This is a genomic window from Paraburkholderia sp. 2C (assembly GCF_054589215.1).
Genome location: NZ_BAAILL010000032.1, coordinates 183,103 through 202,195, shown reverse-complemented (window position 1 = coordinate 202,195; position 19,093 = coordinate 183,103). Strand labels below are relative to the sequence as shown.

General features: G+C 62.7%; 16 protein-coding genes. 9 read left to right on the top strand and 7 right to left on the bottom strand.

All coding sequences use genetic code 11. The annotated features are described in order from the left end of the window. The first annotated feature begins 26 nt into the window (after positions 1 to 26). The 7 genes from ACYPXD_RS09065 (at position 27) to ACYPXD_RS09035 (ending at position 5,992) form a co-directional block, all read left to right on the top strand. Complete coding sequence (locus ACYPXD_RS09065; RefSeq protein WP_459709965.1) at positions 27 to 413, top strand: VOC family protein; 387 nt, start codon at positions 27 to 29, stop codon at positions 411 to 413. A gap of 241 nt (positions 414 to 654) precedes the next feature. Further along, positions 655 to 1,674 carry an AAA family ATPase gene (locus tag ACYPXD_RS09060; RefSeq protein ID WP_459709963.1) on the top strand — a complete coding sequence of 340 codons (1,020 nt, stop codon included), beginning with the start codon at positions 655 to 657 and terminating at the stop codon, positions 1,672 to 1,674. Positions 1,675 to 1,678: 4 nt separating this feature from the next. Beyond that, positions 1,679 to 2,563, top strand: a complete 885-nt coding sequence (locus tag ACYPXD_RS09055) for a DUF58 domain-containing protein (protein WP_459709961.1) — start codon at positions 1,679 to 1,681, stop codon at positions 2,561 to 2,563. Further along, the gene (locus ACYPXD_RS09050) at positions 2,560 to 3,522 is read left to right on the top strand and encodes a hypothetical protein (RefSeq protein WP_459709959.1); all 963 of its coding nucleotides are present in this window, start codon (positions 2,560 to 2,562) and stop codon (positions 3,520 to 3,522) included. Before ACYPXD_RS09055 ends, ACYPXD_RS09050 begins: the two co-directional genes overlap by 4 nt. Continuing rightward, positions 3,523 to 4,521 carry a vWA domain-containing protein gene (locus ACYPXD_RS09045; RefSeq protein WP_459709956.1) on the top strand — a complete coding sequence of 333 codons (999 nt, stop codon included), beginning with the start codon at positions 3,523 to 3,525 and terminating at the stop codon, positions 4,519 to 4,521. Beyond that, entirely contained in the window at positions 4,518 to 5,075 is a 558-nt protein-coding gene (locus ACYPXD_RS09040) for an MxaK protein (protein WP_459709954.1), read from the top strand. The genes ACYPXD_RS09045 and ACYPXD_RS09040 overlap by 4 nt, the downstream gene beginning before the upstream one ends. Continuing rightward, positions 5,072 to 5,992 (top strand): vWA domain-containing protein, encoded by a 921-nt coding sequence (locus tag ACYPXD_RS09035; protein WP_459709952.1) that lies wholly within the window; start codon positions 5,072 to 5,074, stop codon positions 5,990 to 5,992. The genes ACYPXD_RS09040 and ACYPXD_RS09035 overlap by 4 nt, the downstream gene beginning before the upstream one ends. A 35-nt stretch (positions 5,993 to 6,027) precedes the next feature. Here ACYPXD_RS09035 and ACYPXD_RS09030 read toward each other — a convergent pair whose 3' ends face one another. Together ACYPXD_RS09030 and ACYPXD_RS09025 are read right to left on the bottom strand one after the other, a co-directional pair. After that, on the bottom strand, positions 6,028 to 6,984 hold the full coding sequence (locus tag ACYPXD_RS09030) for a helix-turn-helix domain-containing protein (RefSeq protein WP_459709950.1): 957 nt from the start codon (positions 6,982 to 6,984) through the stop codon (positions 6,028 to 6,030). Between the two features lie 17 nt (positions 6,985 to 7,001). Beyond that, entirely contained in the window at positions 7,002 to 8,387 is a 1,386-nt protein-coding gene (locus tag ACYPXD_RS09025) for a hypothetical protein (RefSeq protein WP_459709947.1), read from the bottom strand. A gap of 230 nt (positions 8,388 to 8,617) precedes the next feature. Here ACYPXD_RS09025 and ACYPXD_RS09020 point away from each other — a divergent pair, with 230 nt between their 5' ends. Both ACYPXD_RS09020 and fliD read left to right on the top strand, forming a co-directional pair. Further along, positions 8,618 to 10,078: a flagellin N-terminal helical domain-containing protein gene (locus tag ACYPXD_RS09020; RefSeq protein WP_459709945.1), complete on the top strand. Its 1,461-nt coding sequence runs from the start codon at positions 8,618 to 8,620 to the stop codon at positions 10,076 to 10,078. A gap of 192 nt (positions 10,079 to 10,270) precedes the next feature. After that, the gene (gene fliD, locus ACYPXD_RS09015; RefSeq protein ID WP_459709943.1) at positions 10,271 to 11,842 is read left to right on the top strand and encodes a flagellar filament capping protein FliD; all 1,572 of its coding nucleotides are present in this window, start codon (positions 10,271 to 10,273) and stop codon (positions 11,840 to 11,842) included. A gap of 79 nt (positions 11,843 to 11,921) precedes the next feature. Here fliD and ACYPXD_RS09010 read toward each other — a convergent pair whose 3' ends face one another. The 5 genes from ACYPXD_RS09010 to ACYPXD_RS08990 all read right to left on the bottom strand — a co-directional run bounded on the left by ACYPXD_RS09010 (position 11,922) and on the right by ACYPXD_RS08990 (position 19,057). Continuing rightward, the gene (locus tag ACYPXD_RS09010) at positions 11,922 to 12,407 is read right to left on the bottom strand and encodes a DUF4440 domain-containing protein (RefSeq protein WP_459709940.1); all 486 of its coding nucleotides are present in this window, start codon (positions 12,405 to 12,407) and stop codon (positions 11,922 to 11,924) included. Between the two features lie 110 nt (positions 12,408 to 12,517). Next, on the bottom strand, positions 12,518 to 13,534 hold the full coding sequence (locus ACYPXD_RS09005; protein ID WP_459709938.1) for a ligand-gated ion channel: 1,017 nt from the start codon (positions 13,532 to 13,534) through the stop codon (positions 12,518 to 12,520). Between the two features lie 177 nt (positions 13,535 to 13,711). Then, positions 13,712 to 14,734, bottom strand: coding sequence for a beta-ketoacyl-ACP synthase III (locus tag ACYPXD_RS09000; protein WP_459709936.1), 1,023 nt, complete (start codon positions 14,732 to 14,734; stop codon positions 13,712 to 13,714). Between the two features lie 39 nt (positions 14,735 to 14,773). Next, a complete protein-coding gene (locus ACYPXD_RS08995; RefSeq protein WP_459709934.1) occupies positions 14,774 to 15,118 on the bottom strand; it encodes an acyl carrier protein in 345 nt (114 codons plus the stop codon). A gap of 42 nt (positions 15,119 to 15,160) precedes the next feature. After that, positions 15,161 to 19,057: a type I polyketide synthase gene (locus ACYPXD_RS08990; protein ID WP_459709931.1), complete on the bottom strand. Its 3,897-nt coding sequence runs from the start codon at positions 19,055 to 19,057 to the stop codon at positions 15,161 to 15,163. Positions 19,058 to 19,093: the final 36 nt, after the last annotated feature.

Sequence of the window (19,093 nt, the reverse complement as noted above, 5' to 3'; positions counted from 1 at the left end):
GCGTGATTCCCAAAAAGGAGCGTGACATGGCGTTGATCGACCATCTCGATCATCTGGTGCTGACGTGCGTGAACGCCGAAGCGACGAAGCACTTCTACACCGAGGTGCTGCAAATGGAACTCGAAACCTTCGGTGCCGGCCGCATGGCGTTCCGTTTCGGCAATCAGAAGATCAACCTGCATGTGCGAGGCTCGGAATTCGAGCCCAAGGCGCACCTGCCGGTGCCCGGCGCGCTGGACCTCTGCCTTATCGCCGCCGTTCCACTCGACGACGTGATCGCACATCTCGAGAAGGTCGGCTGGCCCATCATCGAAGGCCCGGTCGAGCGAACCGGCGCAACGCAACCGATTCGTTCGGTCTACTTGCGAGACCCCGATCTCAATCTGATCGAGATTTCCGAACTGCTGAAATAGCGCGATTTTGCCGATCGCGTGCACGGACAAAAGACACAAAGTGTCCTCCTGCGTGGCACAGATTGGCACCAACCCTGACGCTCCATGCAGCGCTTCTTCAACGCGCTCGCCCCTCGTTTCCGCATGCCGCGCCATAGGCATGGGAAATGCAGACCGCAGTCGAATCCTTACCCACACGCCAGCGCGGCCATGAAATCAAACAGCATCGCGTGCCGCCGGGCGGATTGCGAGGACGCAGACGATGGGCGCGCACGAGCAACTGCAGGATTGGCGCAGCTATGCGCTGAGCCTCGAACAGGAAGCGACTAAAGCCGTAATCGGCCACCACGATACCGTGCGCCTGATCAATATCGCGCTGTTCGCGCGAGGCCATGTGTTGCTCGAAGGCGGTGTCGGCGTCGGCAAAACCACGCTGTTGCGCGCCATTGCGCGAGCGATCGGCGGCGAATTCGAGCGCGTCGAAGGCACGATCGACCTGATGCCGGGCGACCTCGTTTACCACACCTATGTCGACGCGGACGGCAAGCCGCGCATCGAGCCGGGGCCGCTGCTCAAGCATGGCGAATCGTTGTCGACGTTCTTTTTCAACGAGATCAACCGCGCTCGCCCGCAGGTTCAGTCGCTGCTGCTGCGCGCGATGGCCGAGCGCTCGGTCTTCGCATTCGATCGCGAGTACAGCTTTCCGCATATGACGCTGTTCGCCGATCGCAACAAGGTCGAGAAGGAGGAAACCTTCGAGCTTGCATCGGCTGCGCGCGACCGCTTCATGTTCGAGCTCAATATGGCGACGCCCGATGACGACGACGTGCGTCGCGCCCTGGTATTCGATCCGTCGTTTCACGATATCGACGCGCTGCTCGAGCGCGTGACGCCCGAGGTGCTGCCGTGGCAGGAGTTGAACACGATGGCCGCGATCATTCAGGCCAGCGTGCATACCTCCGATGCGATCGAGCGCTACGCACTCGATATCTGGCGTGCTACCGAGTCGCCGCGGCGCTACGGCATCGAACTCGACGATGTCGATATCGACAATCTGATCCTTGCGGGCGCGAGCCCGCGTGGAATGAGCATGCTGCTGCGCGCGGCGCGCGTGGTGGCGTGGCTGGCGGGGCGCACCTACGTCGAGCCCGAAGACCTGCATGGCGTGCTGACACCGGCGCTCGGACATCGTGTGTTTTTCACGCCGATCTATGAGTTGCGTCGCACCGAGCTTGCGCAGGCGCTGACGCGGCAGATCGTCGAGCGCATTGCGGCGCCATAACGCCATGCCGCCGCAACTGAAAGAATTCCATTACAGGCTACCGGTGCGCGTCGCTGGCGCCCGGCCCGGCTCGCATCGCGGCACGAGCGTCGGCGCGGGTCAGGAATTCGTCGCGCACACGCGCCTTTTCGACTATCCGGATCCGCGGCGCATCGATATCCGCGCCAGCATTCGCGGCGGTCACGGCGAGTGGCTCGTGAGGGTTCACCGACAGCGCGTCGCGGTGCCTGTCTATGCGATCGTCGATGTGTCGGCTTCGATGCATTTCGGTCGCGATGCGAACGCGCCCACCAAGCTCGATGCCGCGGCGCAATTCGCCGAAGCGCTCGGCTACAGCGCATTTCGTCATGGCGACCGCGTGGGCATGCTCGCATTCGACGAGGGCGAACGCGAGGACCTCTTTTTGCCGGCGCGCCAGGTGCGTGGAGCCGGCACGCTGATGCGCACGACCTTGCTCGATGCACGGGTTTGCGATTCGCATGCGGCGCCGAAGTCGCGGGCAGGGGGATTGGAGCGAGCCTTTTCGCGCATTGCCGAGCGCGCGTGCCTTGCCTTTCTGGTCTCCGATTTCCAATGGCCGATCGAGACGCTGCCCGACATGCTTCGATCGATGTCGCGCGTATGGCTCGTGCCGATCGTCGTCTGGAGTTCGGCGGAAGTCGAGCCGCCCTCGACCCGCGGTTGGCTCACCACGCACGATATGGAAACCGGCGAACAGCGATCGCTCTGGATAACCGACAAGCTGCGCGATCGATGGCGTGCCGGCATGGCCGCGAGGAAGCAGCACATCATCGACGTTTTTGCAAAAGCCGGTGTGCGTCCGCTCTTCGTGACCGACACGTTCGATGCCGATGCGCTGAGCCGCTACTTCGTGGAGCAGGTCGCATGACGCCGCGACGGAACCGCGGCCGGCACGACACGCCGCAAAGCAACGGTGGCCGGCGCGTCGGCATGGCGGCTCGCGTGCATGCGTTTGCTTATGCGTTTGCGTTCACTTTCGCCATGTTATGCGGGCGCCACGCGGCGAGCGCAGCCGAAGCATCGGTTCAGCAGCCTCCGGCATACGGTCACGTCATTGCCGATGTGCTTGAACAAAAGGTGCTGCTCGAAGATCGGGGGCGTCGCGTGGATCTCGTGTCGCCGCCGTCGGCGGGCCGCATCTCGCTGTGGCTCGAACGCCGTCCTGCATCGATCGAGACCGATCGCGCCGGCCGCCGCTGGCTCGTACTGCACTATCAGATAGTCAATGCGCCGGAGCAACTCGCCGCGGTGACGATACCCGCGCTAAAGCTTCCGCTTGCGTCAGGGGCAACGCTCGATATTCCCGAGTGGTCGGTGACAGTGGCTCCTTTGACGCTGGGCGAACCGCCGAACGTGGGCCGGCTGACGCCGCTGCAAGGAGATCGCATTGTCGCGGCACCGCCTGTGGCGCCGATCCGCCGCTCGATCGCGATCTGGGGTTCTGCAACATTCGGCATCCTGATCGCATGGGGCCTGTGGTGGTTCTGGCGCGAGCAGCGCGAGCGTGCCGCGCTGCCGTTCGCGCGCACATGGCGTGCGCTGCGCGGCCGCGATGCCGCATCGATGGAAGGCGATGCGCAGACGTGGCGTCTGCTGCACGATGCGCTCAACGCGACGGCGGGCCGCGTCGTACGTTCACGTTCGTTGCCCGAACTGCTGCGCCATGCGCCGCACTTGCAGACGCTCGAGCCGCAGATCGAAGCATTCTTTCGTTGTTCGAGCGCGCGTTTCTTTCAAGGCGCGCAACCTGCGCCGCAGCGGGAGCACTTTGCGCTGCGTGAGTTCGCCCGCGCGCTTTATCGCGCGGAGCGGCGCAACCGGCGCTAGTTGAATGCCATGCTCGACTTTACCTATCCGTGGGTGCTCGCACTACTGCCGCTGGCCGCGTTGCCGCTGTTGCGCCGGCATTTCGAATCGTTGCCGTTCTCGTGCGTCGCATGGCTGCCACGCGACCGGGCGGGGCGCTTCGTCAGTATGGTGTGGCGTGTTCTTGCGACGCTGGCCATCGCCTCAATCGTTGCCGGATTGGCGGGCCCGGGCAACTCGAATCTCGAAAGACGCGTGACGGGCACCGGCGGCGAAATCATGATCCTGATGGACCGCAGCGCAAGCATGGATGCCGAACTGGGCCGCGGACTCGCGAGGTTCTCCAACACGCCGTCCACCGGCGAGTCGAAGCGGCAGGTCGCATCGCATGCATTGGCGACGTTCGTCGCGCATCGTCCTGACGATAGCTTCGCCTTCGTGCTGTTCGGTTTGCAGCCGATGCTGGCGGTGCCGTTCACGCGCGATCGCGACGTGGTCGATGCGGCGATGGAAGCGACCAACATCGGCCGCGGCATGCCGGACACGCGGCTCGATGCCGGCTTGTCGTATGCGGTGCAGCTTTTCGAAGGACGGCCGCGCACCGGAGGGCGCGCTATCGTTCTGGTCTCGGACGGCGGGGCACGGCTCGATTCGGCGGCACGGCAGAAGATCGCGGCCGCGCTGGCCAATAACGGCGTCGCGCTCTATTTCGTTTATCTGCGCAGTGGCATCTTTAGCCCCGATCTGAGCAATATCGAGCCGCGTTTCGAACATTCGGCCGAAGGCGAACTGCATCGCTTCTTCCAGTCGCTACGGACCCCGTACCATCTGTATCAGGCCAAGGATGCGGAGCAGATGGCCGCCGCCATGGCCGAAATCGGGCGCCGCGAGAGTCAGCGTTCGGTGTTCGTCGAGCGCCTGCCGCGTCAGGACAGAAGCATAGCGTGCTTTGCCGTCGGTCTTTTGTGCTGTGCCGCGTTGATCTGCATGAGCGGTGTTCAGAAGCGGAGCTTCGCATGAGACGCAAATGGATGCATCTGCTGTTCGGCGGCGCCGCGGTCTGTTGTGCGGGCGTCACCGTGTACTACGCGGTGACGCTGCAGCGGGCGGTCGACATGAGCCATGCCATCGATGCCATGCGCAGCGCGACAGTCGCGCAGCTTTCGAATTCACCTGCCGACGAGGCGCCGCGGGTGCGTCTTGCGCGCGCAGTCGCGTTGTCCGCGGCGGGGCGCGAGGCCGACGCGGGCAAGCTGCTCAATGAACTGCTGCTGGAACCCGGTCCGGTCGACGTCAAGCGGGCCGCGCTTTTCGATCTGGCAAACCTGTCGTTGCGCGAAGCGGCAGGCGACGACGCGCGCGGGCCGCTGCGATCGCTGCCGTTGCTCGAGACGGCGAAGGCACGCTACCGCGATTTGCTGCGCGACGATCCGGCCGACTGGGATGCACGCTACAACCTCGAGCGCGCGCTGCGTCTCGCACCCGAATCGGCCGAAGAGGCCGACACGGACCAGGATATCGAGCAGCGGCGCAGCGTCAGAGTACGCGGTGCGCAGCCACAGGAGCTGCCGTGAAGCCCGGCAAAAGCGGCATGACCGGCTTCACGCGCCGCTACGCGTTGCTTGGCGCGGCCGCGTTGCTGCTGATCGCAGCCGTATGGATGCCGCCGATTGCGCGTGCGAGGCTCGTATCGAGCTACATCGTCACGTTCGACATTACACAGAGCATGGATACCGAGGACGTCACGCTAAACGGGCGCCCCATCAGCCGGCTGGCGTTCGCGAAGAGGGCGATGCAGCAGGCGCTGCAGCGCCTGCCTTGCGGCTCGCGCGTCGGCTGGAGTGTCTTTACGGGCACGCGCTCATTGTTGCTCTTCGTTCCGGTGGAAGTCTGTTCGCATTACGATGCATTACTGTCGTCGCTCGATCAGATCGGCGGACAGATGCGTTGGGCCGACAGCAGCGTGATCGCGCAGGGCGGGCTTTACTCGGCCGTCCATGCGGCGTCGGATGGGCAATCGAAAGCCGCGGTGGTCTTTATCACCGACGGACAGGAAGCGCCGCCCGTTGCGCCATCGGAGACGAGCATTCGCGGCATGACGCAAGGGCAGGCCAATGGCTGGATCGTCGGGGTCGGCGGCGATCAGCCGGCGCCGATTCCGCATACGAATGCGCAAGGCGTGCGTATCGGATTCTGGCATGCCGATGAAGTGATTCAGTCGGTACCTTCGCGTGGCGGTGCGGATACCGGCGGGCACGAGGAATTGTCGGCATTGCGCGAGCCTTATCTTCGCGCGCTGGCCGCGCATGCGGGCTTTGGCTATCAGCGGCTGGACAAGTTCGGCGCGCTATCGACGGCAATGGCCGACCCCAAGCTCGGCCGACGCATGCAGGTGCCGACCGATTTCCGCTGGTGCCCGGCGGCGGTCGCACTGCTGCTGCTCGTCATCTATTTCATTTCCGGACGTAAGCCAAAAAGACCTGTTCCTTAAACCTCGAACGTCAAGGCGTGCTTGGGCGCCGAGGCTTACCTCGCGGAATGAGCCGGCCGAACGCGCTGGATCGTGGTGGGACTCGTGCCGTAATGTTTCTTGAAGACCCTGCTGAAGTGGGCTGCACTCACGAAACCGCACTGCCACGCGATGTCGCTGATACGAACGCGATCGTCGCTATTCGTCAGAAGCTTGTTGGCCCTTGCAAGCCGCTGTTGCAACAGGTAGCGCATGACGGAAGATCCATCGCGCTCGAAGAGCTTGGTCAGATAGCGCCTTGAAACACCCATTGCGGCAGCCACGAAGTCGATATCGATCTGTTCGTTCGCCACGTTGCGTTCGATAAAGCGCTTGGCCTGCTTGAGCAGGGCGTCCGAACTCGTGACGCGCTTCGGCGCCGTCAGGTCGTCGGTGACGATTTCCATCAGATCGGTCAGGTGCTCCGCAACGAGCCTCGCGCCGTACGAACTGCACTGCTCGCCGTAGGCGGCCGCACCCGCAATCAGCGACTTGAGCAATGCGACGTCCGGCGACGTGGCATCGGCCACGAACATTTCGCGGCTCGACAAGACCTTTCCTCTGGTTTCCAGCGAAGCTTTCGATACACGAAGGATCATGCCGCGCGAATCCGCGCGCGCAGTCTGCGTGTATTTGATGCTGCCGTCGAAGAGCAGCAACGAACCTTCGCCGAGCTCGACCTGGTTGCCATCCTGTTCGATCTCGATCGTCCCGCTTTCGATCAGGAACAGCAGCAGCGTGTTCTTGCGCCAGTCGTCGAGACCGGGGCCCGGCGTCCATGTCCATTGCTGACCGGACAGTTCGGCAGCCTCGAAGCGAAGATCGCCCATGTACCAGGACGCCGTCAGCAGTTCGCGCGAGACTCCTCTTTCGAACTGGCACTCCATGCTCCAGTTCGTTCTGACGAGGTCGCACCATTCGCCTTCGGTCTTGGCTGACTTGCTTCGGGTTGCCTGTTTGACGAAATGCATCATGCTACGTACCTGACAACTCAACCAAAACTGCGTTGCATAACTGCCGCATCAAGGCCTTCATGCGGTGCTTCATCTGCCACGGCGCGATGTAAAAGCCGGGTGACGGCATCGCGGCAAGCGGCTTCGGCTTGCAATTTAGACAACGCAGTCAAACAATCCGAAACCGCTTCGTTGCTCAATTGCGCGACGAGCACGCTATCCGTAAGGAGCCGCTGTGCAAGCCTGACCGCTGCCGACCGGCATGCAGGATCGTCTTCCATCTCTCCAAGAGACTTAAGGCAATTGACAACATGTTTGGCGCTAAGGCGGTTGCATATGGCAGCATCCGTCGCAAGACGACGTGCCAATTGGCTCACCGCTGTACGGCATGTTCTTTCGTTATGCAACTTTGCCAACGTGTGCAGGCACACGGCAACATGCCGTCCGTTCAGGTTGTGTCGCAACGGACCGTCTTCCACGACGCGCTTGGCGAGCCGAACCACTGCGCGCTGACAAGCAGAGTCTAAAGCCCATTCGCCTAACGCGCTGAGGCAATTTGCGAGACGTACACCATTCAACTGCTTTACGACCGTTTCATCCGTAACAATGCGCGTGGCCAAGCGCCTTCCCGCAAAGAAAACAGCCTCATTTCCAGGCCATTTACCAAGCGCATACAAAGCGTTGGCAATTGCATGACCATTCATGCGCGACAGCAGACCGTCGTTCGTCACGATCTGTCGGGCGAGATGTGCGCCGGCCTTAACGCAGGCTTCGTGATCGTGCCACTTGCTCAGCGCGTTCAGGCAGCTGCCGATCTCATGGCCGTTCAAGTCGTTCCAGAGCGGCGCATCCATCGTGATCCGTGCTGCGAGATGAATCCCCGTGGCGCGGCAGATCGGTTCCTTGTCCCATTTGCACAAGGCATTCAGACATTCGATGACCTCACGCACGTCGAGCGTTTGACGCAGTGGCTCATCGTTGGCCAGCCTCACGGACAGTCGAAGTCCCGCTCGCCGGCAAGCATCGTCTTTATGCCACTTGCCGAAGGCAGTCAGGCAATCGGCAATCTGGGGACCCGTTAAAGCATCGCAAAGCAGGCTGTCTGTTTCGAGTCGCGCCGCAAGTCTGACCGCCGCTTTCTGGAAGATCTCGTCGTCCCACTTCGCCAGTGCACTTACACATGCGGCGAAGTCCTTGTTGCTGAGCCTGTTGCGGAACGAGCCATCCAGCGCCAACGTTTCCGCAAAGCTTGCAGCGATTTTCTGACTCGCTTCGTCACGATTACGTTCGTTTAACGAAGCCAGTAATAAATGGAAATTTAAATGACCTGATGCGCGCGCGGCGAAGATATCTTTAGAGTTTTCGAAAGCATTTCTTTCGTTATCCAAAGTCTTCGATCGAAGGAGACTTTCAGCTCCTTTCATATCTATTTCTCCCTTTAGGTCCATTGGGCGAAGCTATCTTGGGCCAATGGCTAGCCGGGAGTTTGACCATGCGACGACTTTCTCTTGTCTTTGCGGGCATGCGTGCCCTTTGCTTCTCAAGCATCGTGCTCCCTTGCCGTCAACGCAGGCTAAGGTGGCCAGCAACGCGTAAATGCTTCCGCCGACGTCAATGTTGTCAACGATCAGACTACCCTTCTACGGAGTACCGCATGTCTCTTTCAATATTTAGCAATGTCCCGTCGCTGGTCGCACAGCAGAACCTGAACGCATCCGGAAGTTTGCTTGACCAGTCGATCCAGCGCCTGTCGTCGGGTAAGCGCATCAACAGCGCAGCGGACGATCCGGCTGGTCTGGCGATTGCCACCACGCTGCAAACGCAGATCAACGGCCTGAATCAGGGCATCTCTAACGCAAACGATGGCGTGTCGCTGGTGCAGACTGCCGGCACAGGTCTCTCGCAAATCGTGAATGCCCTGCAGACGATCCGTTCGCTGGCCAACGAAGCGCAGGGCGGTACGGAGACGGCGCAGAACCAGCAGTCCTCGCAAGCGGAAGTGGCGCAGGAGATCGCTGAAGTCAACCGTATTGCTTCGCAAACGACATTCAACGGTTTGAATCTGCTTACCGGCCAACTCGGTGTTGTCAATGTGCAGGTCGGCGCGAACGACGGCCAGACGGTGGCGATCAATCTGAGCCAGAGCGTCTCGGCCGGATCGCTCGGTGGCGGCATCGCCGAGTCCGGTGCGATTCTCGGGACGGTATCGGGTCTCAACCTGAATGCCGACGGCACCGAAAATACCAGCGGCAGCCCTGGCACGATCCAGTCGATCAACGTCGTCGCGAACGGCAATGGCGGCTTCACGTTCACGGACCAGAACGGCGATGCGATTTCGACGGCTGCGTCGGCGGCCTTGTTCACCACGACGACGACCAACGGCATTTCGTCGCTGTCGCTGAACAGCACGGGCGCACTCACGCCGGCGAACGAGCTGGCGGCGATTTCCGCCGCCGTTGGTGCTGGTTCGGGCGCTGCGAACAACACGGTGTTCGGCACGATTTCGGACATCGACATCGATCCGACGACCGGTCTCGATGCCACGGGGACCACGCAGAACGCGATTACCTCGATCACGGTCGAAGCGAACGGTTCCGGCGGTGTGAAGTTCGTCGACCAGAACGGCCAGGCGGTTCCGGCCGCTGCCCAGGCGGCCCTTTTCAACCTGACGACGACGGCTGGCGGCGGTGTAAGCGCCATCTCGTTTGCCACCGTGCCCAGCAGCACGATCGGGTCGACTGCAGCGGGCACGCAGCCGTCAAACAGCGTGCTCTCGTCCGTCAACGCGCTCAATACGCCGACCTCGGTGGCGGATATCGACATCAGCACCACGCAAGGAGCGAACAATGCAGTGCTGTCTATCGACAACGCACTGGCCACCATTAACAACCTCCAGGCATCGCTCGGGGCCGCGCAGACTCGCTTGACCGGCATCTCGCAATCCCAGCAGGACGAGTCGACCGACCTGTCCAGCGCGCAGTCGACGATCCAGGACGCCGACTTTGCGCAGGAAACGGCGAACCTGAGCAAGGCGCAAGTGCTGCAGCAAGCCGGTATCTCGGTGCTCGCGCAAGCGAACTCGCAGCCGCAGCAAGTGCTGAAGCTTCTGCAATAAGATTCGCCGCCGGCGGATTCGAAGGACAGTAGAAGTCAGCTTTTAGCAAGCAGCACGCAGTAACGCACGCGGATGAGCCGGCAATGCATGCAGTAAAGGCTCATCCGCGAAACGTGAACACATAAGCATTGCGACGTCCTATACCGCGAATGCGGGAGTGAGCGGCCAGACGGGCCGCATGGAGCTTTTCATATGTCGACTTCACCCGTTGCCTCGGCGGCAGCCGCTGCTGCCGCCAAGGCAGCCGCCCAGGTTCAGCAGGCCGCCCAGGCGCTGATTGACGAATCGACCGGCAGCACGGTCGATACGCAATCGCTCGTGGCGGCGCTTGTGCAAGACAAGGTCGCCGGTCAGTCCGCCGAGTTGACCACGCAGGCAGGCATAGACAAAAGCGATATCGCCGGGCTCGCTTCGCTGTCCGCTACGTTGAGCGGGCTGCAGACGGCATTGAGCCCGTTCCTGAGCGGCGATGCGCTTTCATCGTTTTCCGCGACGCTAAGCGGCGATGGGATTACCGCGAAAGCCGGCCAGGGTGCAGTGGCACAGACCTATCAGCTCGACGTGACGCAAGTCGCGCAGTCGCAGATCCTCACGTCGCAACCATTCAGCACCAGCGACGCGGCCGCGATGGGCAGCGGCACCATCACGATTTCGCTTGGCAGCGGGACGAGCGCGAAGTCGTTTCAGGTCAGTGTCGACTCGTCGGACGACAGCCTGGAGGACATCAAAAACGCGATCAACTCGGCATCGGGCAACCCAGGCATCAAGGCGAGCATCATCCAGGGCGCGAACGGCGCGTCGCTGAGCCTGCAATCGACTACACCGGGCGCGGCGAACTCGATCAATGTCAGCGTCAACCAGCAGACTCCCACCGCGCTTTCCGACCTCGATGTGACATCGGGCACCAGCACGGACCCCGGCCCTCCCGTCGGCGCGTCGGAGGTTACGGCGGGTAACAGCTTCTGGACACAAACGCAGGCTGCGCAGGACGCGCAGCTGACCGTCGACGGCCAGCTCGTCACGAGTTCGACCAACACGATTTCCGGCGCGATTTCGGGCGTGACGTTGACGCTCGATCCGACCAACTCGAAGACGGTCGGATCGCAGACGCTGACGGTCGCGCCCGACGAAAGCTCGGTCGAAGGCGACCTGTCTTCGTTCGTATCGGCGTATAACGCCGTCATCGATCAGCTGAATTCGCTTGCCGCGCCGGGCACCGCAGGCGTGCAAGGCACCGGCGGCACGCTACTCGGCGACGAAATGATCAACCAGCTGGGCGCGGCACTCGGCAGCATTGTGGGCGCAAAGGTGTCGAGCGGCGGTTTGTCCAGCACGCTCGCATCGCTGGGCATCAATTTCCAGGCCAATACGGGCGGCGAGCCGTTCGCGCAGCTGCAGATCGGTGACAACGCAGCCGGTCAGTCGCTCGACGACGTGGTGTCGAGCGATCCGGCGATTCTGAGCGCGCTCTTTAACGATACGAACGGCCTTGCGCAGCAGCTCGATTCGATTGCGGCGACGTATACGGACCCGTTCAAGGGTCTCATTACGCAGCGCACGACCGACCTGACCGCCGATATCACCAGCCTCGTGAAACAGCAGGACGATCTCGACGACTTCGCCAAGCAGTTGACCTCGCAGTTCAACGACCAGTTCACCTCGCTGAACACGATCATGGCGCAGGCTCAACAGAACCAGCGCTTCCTGACGCAGCTGTTCGGCGGCGCCAACAGTAATGGCGCGCTTGCGCAGAACAGCACCTAAGTTCTTGCGGCGGCCGACCCGGGTTATGTGTGTGTCGCCGCCGTTCCCTTTCCCTGTTCCTGTTGCGGGCCAGTCTGGCTTACTGCGCGGCCCACGACCACGTCGAAATCAGCCACTTGTCGTCGACCTTTTCAAGCGTGGCGGTAATCGTGCCGCGAATATGCGTGGACTTGTTGCGCTGTTTGAAGCGGTAGACGGCCGGCAACACAATATAAGCGTGGCCGTCGATCACTTCGATATCGCGCGGCTTGAGCAACTGCATCGCAAAGTCGCTGATGCCGTTGCGCTCGGAGTCGGCCGCATACGCTTTCGCCCATGCGCCGATTGCTTCCTCGGGCGCACCCGTGAACACGTACGGCGGGAGGTCGTCGACGAGCACGACCGATGGCGCAAAATTCTCCGCGAGCCTGGCCGGATCGATATTCTGGTTGGCTTCCTCGATGGTTTGCTGCATGCGCTTGAGCACGTCCGACTGGTCCGACGCGAAAGCGGAGTTGATGGACCACGACAAGGCGGCGACAAGCGCGCCTAGAAACGCGCCTGCAACGAGGATTTTTCGCAACATCGTGGTTCCCTTCCTGTTATGAACGATGCTGCATGATGGCCCGTATTCGCGCTTTCACGACGAGGCGCATGCGAAGCGATATCGCGCCGGCGCGAATCGCCGTGCCGCCCTCAACCCTTGCCGACAATCAGGAACAGATTGAATCCAATAAACGTCAGTGCGACGATCGCGCCGCAAACATACTCGAGTATCAGTGAAAACTTCTTGCCGCGGTTCGTCGTGATGCTCGCCGTGATCGTGACGATGGTGGCAAACACGATGTCGATGAGCACGACAATGTTGAGGCGGTCGACAATCGTCAAATGATGCTCGTGGCCGAGCACGTTCGCCACCGCGCGAAAGTTCAGCACGACAGCGAAAAGCGCGCCGGCAAGCAGCGTGACGCGCGATTCGATCAGCGGGCGTCCATCGTCCTTGTGAAGCAGGAAGCTGACGGTACACAGCAAGAACGCCGCGTATAACGGAGCGGCCAGATTGAGAAACAAGGCAAGGCTCGCGCGCCGCAACGTGATCGTCATTTCGAGCTTCGTGTAATCGGAGCCCTTGCCGCCGGCGGGATCGCCGAACTCCGTCGCATAGTGGGTTTCGCCGACGTCGATGCGCTGATCGGTGATACGCCAGCCCTGCGGGCTCGCGGTCGGCAGATAGCCGGTGTTCACGACATCGGCGTCGTACACCATGCTCGACGTATCGTCGACGCCTTCTTCGAGCGTCAAATGCAAGACCTGTTCGTCGAACGGAAAGTTGCGCAAGTCCCAGTCTTGCCTGAATTTACCGATGATTTTGACTTGCCGCCAGTACAGGTCGCCGCGCTTCGTGGAGCTTTCCAACCGCTTGGTGATGCCGTCCGAATGGACAAATTCCATCGTCTGCAGCGGGTTTTTCGTGGCGGAGCGTCCCACGCTCCAGATCCAGAAGTCCGCCGCATAGGTGCTTTCGGCGGTATCGACCGCATAGATCGCGGTGACGAACATGCCGACCTTGTAGTGTTGCGGCTCGGGCTTCGGGATGGCCTGGCCGGTTGCGACCGACGGCAGTGCGAGCATCGCAAGCAGTGCCAGCGCACCGCGAGCGAATCGCGCGAACGGACCGCACCGGCGCGCCAGGTTGATTGCAGAACGTCCCATCCTCGGTTCCTCGACGATTCACCGCGGGAAAAACGCCGCTCCAATCCCGGATGTAAAGGGATTGAGGAACCCGTGTCAACCCGGAATAATGCTTGAAGGGCGGGGCCGTTCTGCTTTGTTTTGCTTTGTTCTGTTTCTATCTGTGCCCTGGCGCACAGACAGCCGGGGCAGGGCGCTTCACCACCGGATCAACGCGGCCCCCCACGTAAAGCCCGATCCCATCGCGGGCATCAGAACCAGATCGTTCTCCTTGATGCGCCCGTCGTCCACCGCTTCCGCAAGCGCGAGCGGAATCGATGCGGCGGAGGTGTTGCCGTGACGGTCGACGGTCAGCACGACCTTTTCCTTCGGCAGGTGGAGCTTTTCCCCGAGGGTTTGCACAATGCGCTGATTCGCCTGGTGCGGCACGACCCAGTCGAGGTCGGCCTGCGTCAATCCGTTGGCCGCGAGTGCTTCCTGCGACGCTTCGGCCAGATTGACGACGGCATGGAGAAACACCTCGCGTCCTTCGAGATGCACCTTGCCGGCCGTCCGGGTCGACGACGTTCCGCCATCCGTACGAATCTTGTCCTGATGCCGCCCGTCGGAATGAAGATGCGTGGACAGGATTCCTTTGCGATGCCCGCTTGCCTGGCGCTCGGCCCGCAACACGACGGCGCCCGCTCCATCGCCGAAAAGCACGCAGCTATTGCGATCTGTCCAGTCGATGAGGCGCGAGATCGTTTCCGCGCCGATGACGACGGCCGTACGCACCTGGCCGAGCCGGATCATGTTGTCGGCAACGGACAGTGCGAAGACAAATCCGGAACAGGCCGCCTGAACGTCGAACGCCATGCCGCCGTTCATGCCGATGGCGGCCTGTACGCAAACGGCGGTTGCTGGAATCGTGTGATCCGGCGTGCATGTCGCGAGCACGATCAGGTCGACGTCCGCACCGCGGATGCCCGCCTGTTCAAGCGCCGCGCGTGCCGCGCGCGTGGCGAGATCGGACGTGTTTTCTCCTTCCGCCGCGATCCGTCGCTCCTTGATGCCGGTGCGCTGCACGATCCACTCGTCCGATGTGTCGACCATCGTGGCGAGTTCATGGTTCGTCATCCGGCGTTCTGGCAGCGCCGAGCCGCAGCCGGCGACGCGGGCGGTCCATTTCGTCGTTACGGCTTCAACTGAATTCCGGATGTCAGGGCCGGTCACTTCCGTCATCTTCTGTACTCCGATGAGTAGCGTTATGGCGCGGGGTGCTTACCAGTTTCCGGCGCCGCCGGCCGATCCGCTCAACGACGCGCCGTCTTGCGATCCTGCCGCGGCGGCCGGGCGGATCAGCGAAACGAGATGCTCGGCGAGCGAGGCGAAGGTCGGATAATCGAACAGCACGGTCTCGTCGATTTTTATGCTGAGCCGTTCCTCGAGAAAAAAAGCCAGTTCGACCGAGTGCATCGAGTCGAAGCCCGCCTCGGCGAAGGTCTGGTTCAGATCGGACGGCACCTTCAGGTTGTTCGCTTCGGTCCACTCCTGGATCCAGGCAAGAATCTTTTCCGTGTTGACGGTGACACCATCCACCGAGGTGGCTTGAAGTTGGTCGCTCATGGCTTCTATTCCCGAAGGTCAGGGTTAAGGAAAGAAAAACGTCTAGGCTTCCGTCACGCGCAAGGGCGGTTCTTCGCCAGCCGTCGCACCGTCGAGAAAGTTTGCGAGGCCTTCGGCGGAAGGCGTGCGGACGATGGAGTCGTGGTCGTCGTCGAATACCTTCACGGTGATTTCACCGGTTGTCAGCGAGCGCAACTGGTCGGCCACCTGCGCGCCGGAAGCGCCGCCTTTTCCACGCGTAGCCAGCGCATAGCCGATGCGCGTGCGGGTCTGCCCGGGACGATGCCGCGCCACCGCCGCGGCGCTCGCAGCGTGAAGACGCGCGAGGTGCGCAAAGACATCCGGATGCGCACGGCGGCGCACATAGGAAAGGGCAAAGTCGCTATCCAGCAGCGCATCGAAGCGGCCGTCGGCCAGCAGCCTGTCGACCAGACGCGAGCCTTCGTCGCGATCGAAATCGTCGACGATGTTTCTCAATCGTGTCGCGAATGTGCCGTTGTAAAGCGGACTATCGACGATCAGCAGCGGCGGCGCATCCGATCCTTGCGCCTCCCATTGCACGGCCATTTCGTGCGCGACCAGACCGCCGAACGACCAGCCGCCGAGCAGGTCGGGCACTCTGCCCACCGCCTCGACGAATGCGCGACGATAGAGCGACGCGAGCTGTTCGATGGAGAGATAGCCGACCTCGCGGTCGTGGTCCGCATACGGATGCCGGACCGCGACGATAGACGGATCGCCGGGCCATGCCGACGCGAGATCCTGATAAGCGAGGACGTCGCCGCCGATCGGATGCACGAGCGCGATGACCGGCCCCGCGCCCTCGCGCAGCGAGACCGCGAGCGCGCGTTCGTCGATCTCGCTAAGGAGCGTCCCTGGGCTTGATCCGCGAACGTCACAGCCCTGAGTTGACGAAGCCGGTGGCGACGATGCGAAGTAACCGCAGAGCGTGACGAGCGACGCGCCTCGCGCCAGCATCGACATCGGCGGCATTTTTCCGAACGTCTGGTGCAGGCGTACGCGCAGCTCGGTCAATGCGAGCGAGTCCATGCCCAACTGCACGAGCGGCAGGTCGTCCACGAGGCTCACCGCGTCCGACGCAACGGAAGCGGCGATCGAGCGTATCGTCGCCAGAAGCTGCTCATCCTTCGCGCCTGGCAAGGTCGATGCATTCGCGTTGCTGCGCGCGGCGCGCGCGGACGCCGGCGCGTTGCCGACGGCTGTGCCGATCGCCGCGATTTCCTGCCGGAGCCTCTCTACGTTGCGCGCAGGGGCAGACTGCTTGGGTTGCGGGAACGGCAGTTCGAAACGCTCTTCGTCGAACCGATAGGTCGGCCATTCCGCGGGCCGCGGCGCATTTCCGTACAACTTGGCCCACGCGACGGCATGCCCCGCGCTATAAAGGTGTGCGCAGGCGTGCGCGAAGCCGGTCGTTTCGGTTTCCTCATCGCCGTCCGGTCCGTCGGCGAGCGACGAGATCGCGCATTGCCAGTCTCCCGACGCCTTGGCGCGCGCCAGCTTCGAGAGCGCGGCGCCCGGCCCGACTTCGATAAAGGTCGTTTTGCCGTCGAACGCGAGATGCAGCGCTTCCGAGAATCTCACCGGCTGTTCCACGAGGTCCAGCCAGTGTTCGACGTGTGCAACCTGTGCCGTTGCAAGCTGCCCGGTCAGCGTCGACAGGATGGGGATACGTGCCGGCGCGAGCGTCAATGGCTCCAGCGCACGCCGGAACGCGTCGCGCATCGATCGGAGCAGTGGGGAATGGCCGGGCGTGTCGTAGGTCTTCAGCAAGGAAACGCGCTTGCCCGCCGCGGTCATGGCGTCCTGCACACTTGCCACCGCGTCCGGCGTGCCGCTCACCACCGTTTGCTCGGGTCCGTTTATGCCCGCCACGAACAGGTCCGTGCCGAACTCGAACTGCCGCGCAAGCTCTTCGACGCCAGCAGCGACCGCGAGCATTGCGCCGCGCGGCGTCTCGGTATCGAACAGGCGGCCGCGCGCCTCGACGGCTTTCAGACCGTCCGCGAGCGTCATCGCGCCGCCAATGACGGCCGCCACATGTTCGCCGAGCGAATGCCCGATCAGAAGATCGGGCTGCTGCCCCAGTTCCATCCATGTACGGGCCAGCGCATAGCAGACGACGAAATGCGCGAGCTGACCCGGATGATGGCGCACCGATGCCGGATCGCGCCCAACAATCGCATCGAGCACGTCGCGCGCAGTGTGTGCTTCGAGTTCGCTAAAACAGGCGTCGGCGAACTGCCGGAAGATCCAGTTGCCGTTGTAGAGCTGCGCGCCGACGCCCGGTTGCCAGGCGCCTTGTCCCGGGAACAGAAAGGCGAGCCGCGGCTTGCTGGGCGCGTCGCCTGCGTGCCATTTGCCGGATGGGCTTGCGCCGAGGAAGTCGTCGATGGCTTCGATAAAGTCTTCCTTGCTGGTACCGACGAACGCAACGCGATGGGCGAAGTGTTCGCGTCTCACGGTGGCCGTGTAGCAGACGTCGCGCAGCGGTGTCGCCGTATTCGCGAGCGATTCGCGGTAGGCTAACGCGAGCCGTTCTCTGGCCTGCGGCGAGCGGCCCGACAGCGTCAGCACGCGTTCGCGCTCGACATTGGCGACCGAATCGTCTTCGTTCTCATGTGCCGCGAGGAGCAGGTGCACATTGGTGCCCGTAATGCCGAAGCCGCTGATGCCGACCACCGGGGTTTCGCCATCGAGCGGCGTACCGTGCCGGGGAATGTCGAGCTGCGCGCCGTCCCAGCGGAAGCGCGGGTTCGGCGTCGAAAAATTCACCTGAGCGGGCACGTAGCGATGACGCAGAATAAGCATCGCCTTGATGATGCCGGCCATGCCGGCGGCGCCTTCGAGATGACCGACCTGGGCCTTCACGGAACCGACCAGCATCGGCTTTTGCCTTTGAACCGGTGCGGAGTACACATTGCGAAGCGCCGACAGTTCGATCGGGTCGCCTAACGACGTTCCCGTGCCGTGCGCTTCGACGTAGGCCACCTCTTCGGGACGCACGCCGGCGCGTGCCAGCGCGTGCCGGATGACCGCTTCCTGCGCAGCGCCATTGGGGGCGGTCAAGCCATTGCTCGCGCCGTCGCTGTTGATCGCGGAGCCGGCCAGTACCGCATCGATGCGATCGCCGTGCTTGAGCGCATCGTCAAAACGCTTGATGACGACCACACCGCCTCCTTCGCCGCGGATATATCCGTCCGCGTCCGCGTCGAAAGGGCGGCAGTGTCCGGACGCGGACATCGCCTGCAGCCGCGCCACGCCGATCGTCTCCTCGGGCCCGAGAATCAGGTTGACGCCGCCCGCGATGGCGATGTCGCAATCGTCGGCGCGCAGGCTTTGCGCGGCAAGATGAATCGCGACCAGCGACGACGAACAGGTCGTGTCGACGAACAGGGCGGGACCGCTAAAGCCGAACAGGTGCGCGACGCGTCCCGGCGCCATCGCGCGCAGATTGCCGAGCTTCGAATACGTGGTGATGCCGGTGGGGTCGCCCGACCATATCGTGCGGCGGCCGTAGTCGGCTTCGCCGGTCGTCATGAAAAGGCCGACGCGCTTGCCGCGTAACTCGCTTGGCACGAGCCCGGCGTTTTCGAGGGCCGTCCACGTGAGTTCGAGCATCCAGCGTTGCTGCGGGTCCGTCTCTATCGCTTCCGCTGCGGACGTGCGGAAGAACTTGCGGTCGAAGCGAAACGGATCGTCGACATAACCGGCCACGCGCGAGTATGTCGTGCCAGGCGCGTCGGGGTCCGGCGAATAATAAGCGTCGATGTCGAACCGCTCGCGCGGCGTTTCGCCGATCGCCGAACGCCCCGAGTTCAGAAACGCCCAGTACGCGGCCGCCGACGAGCCGCCTCCGGGAAACCGGAACGACATGCCGATAATGGCTAGCCGCCCGGCGTTTGCTTTGGAGTAGTCCATACTGTTCTCGCTACACAACGGCGCACTTAGGCGCGC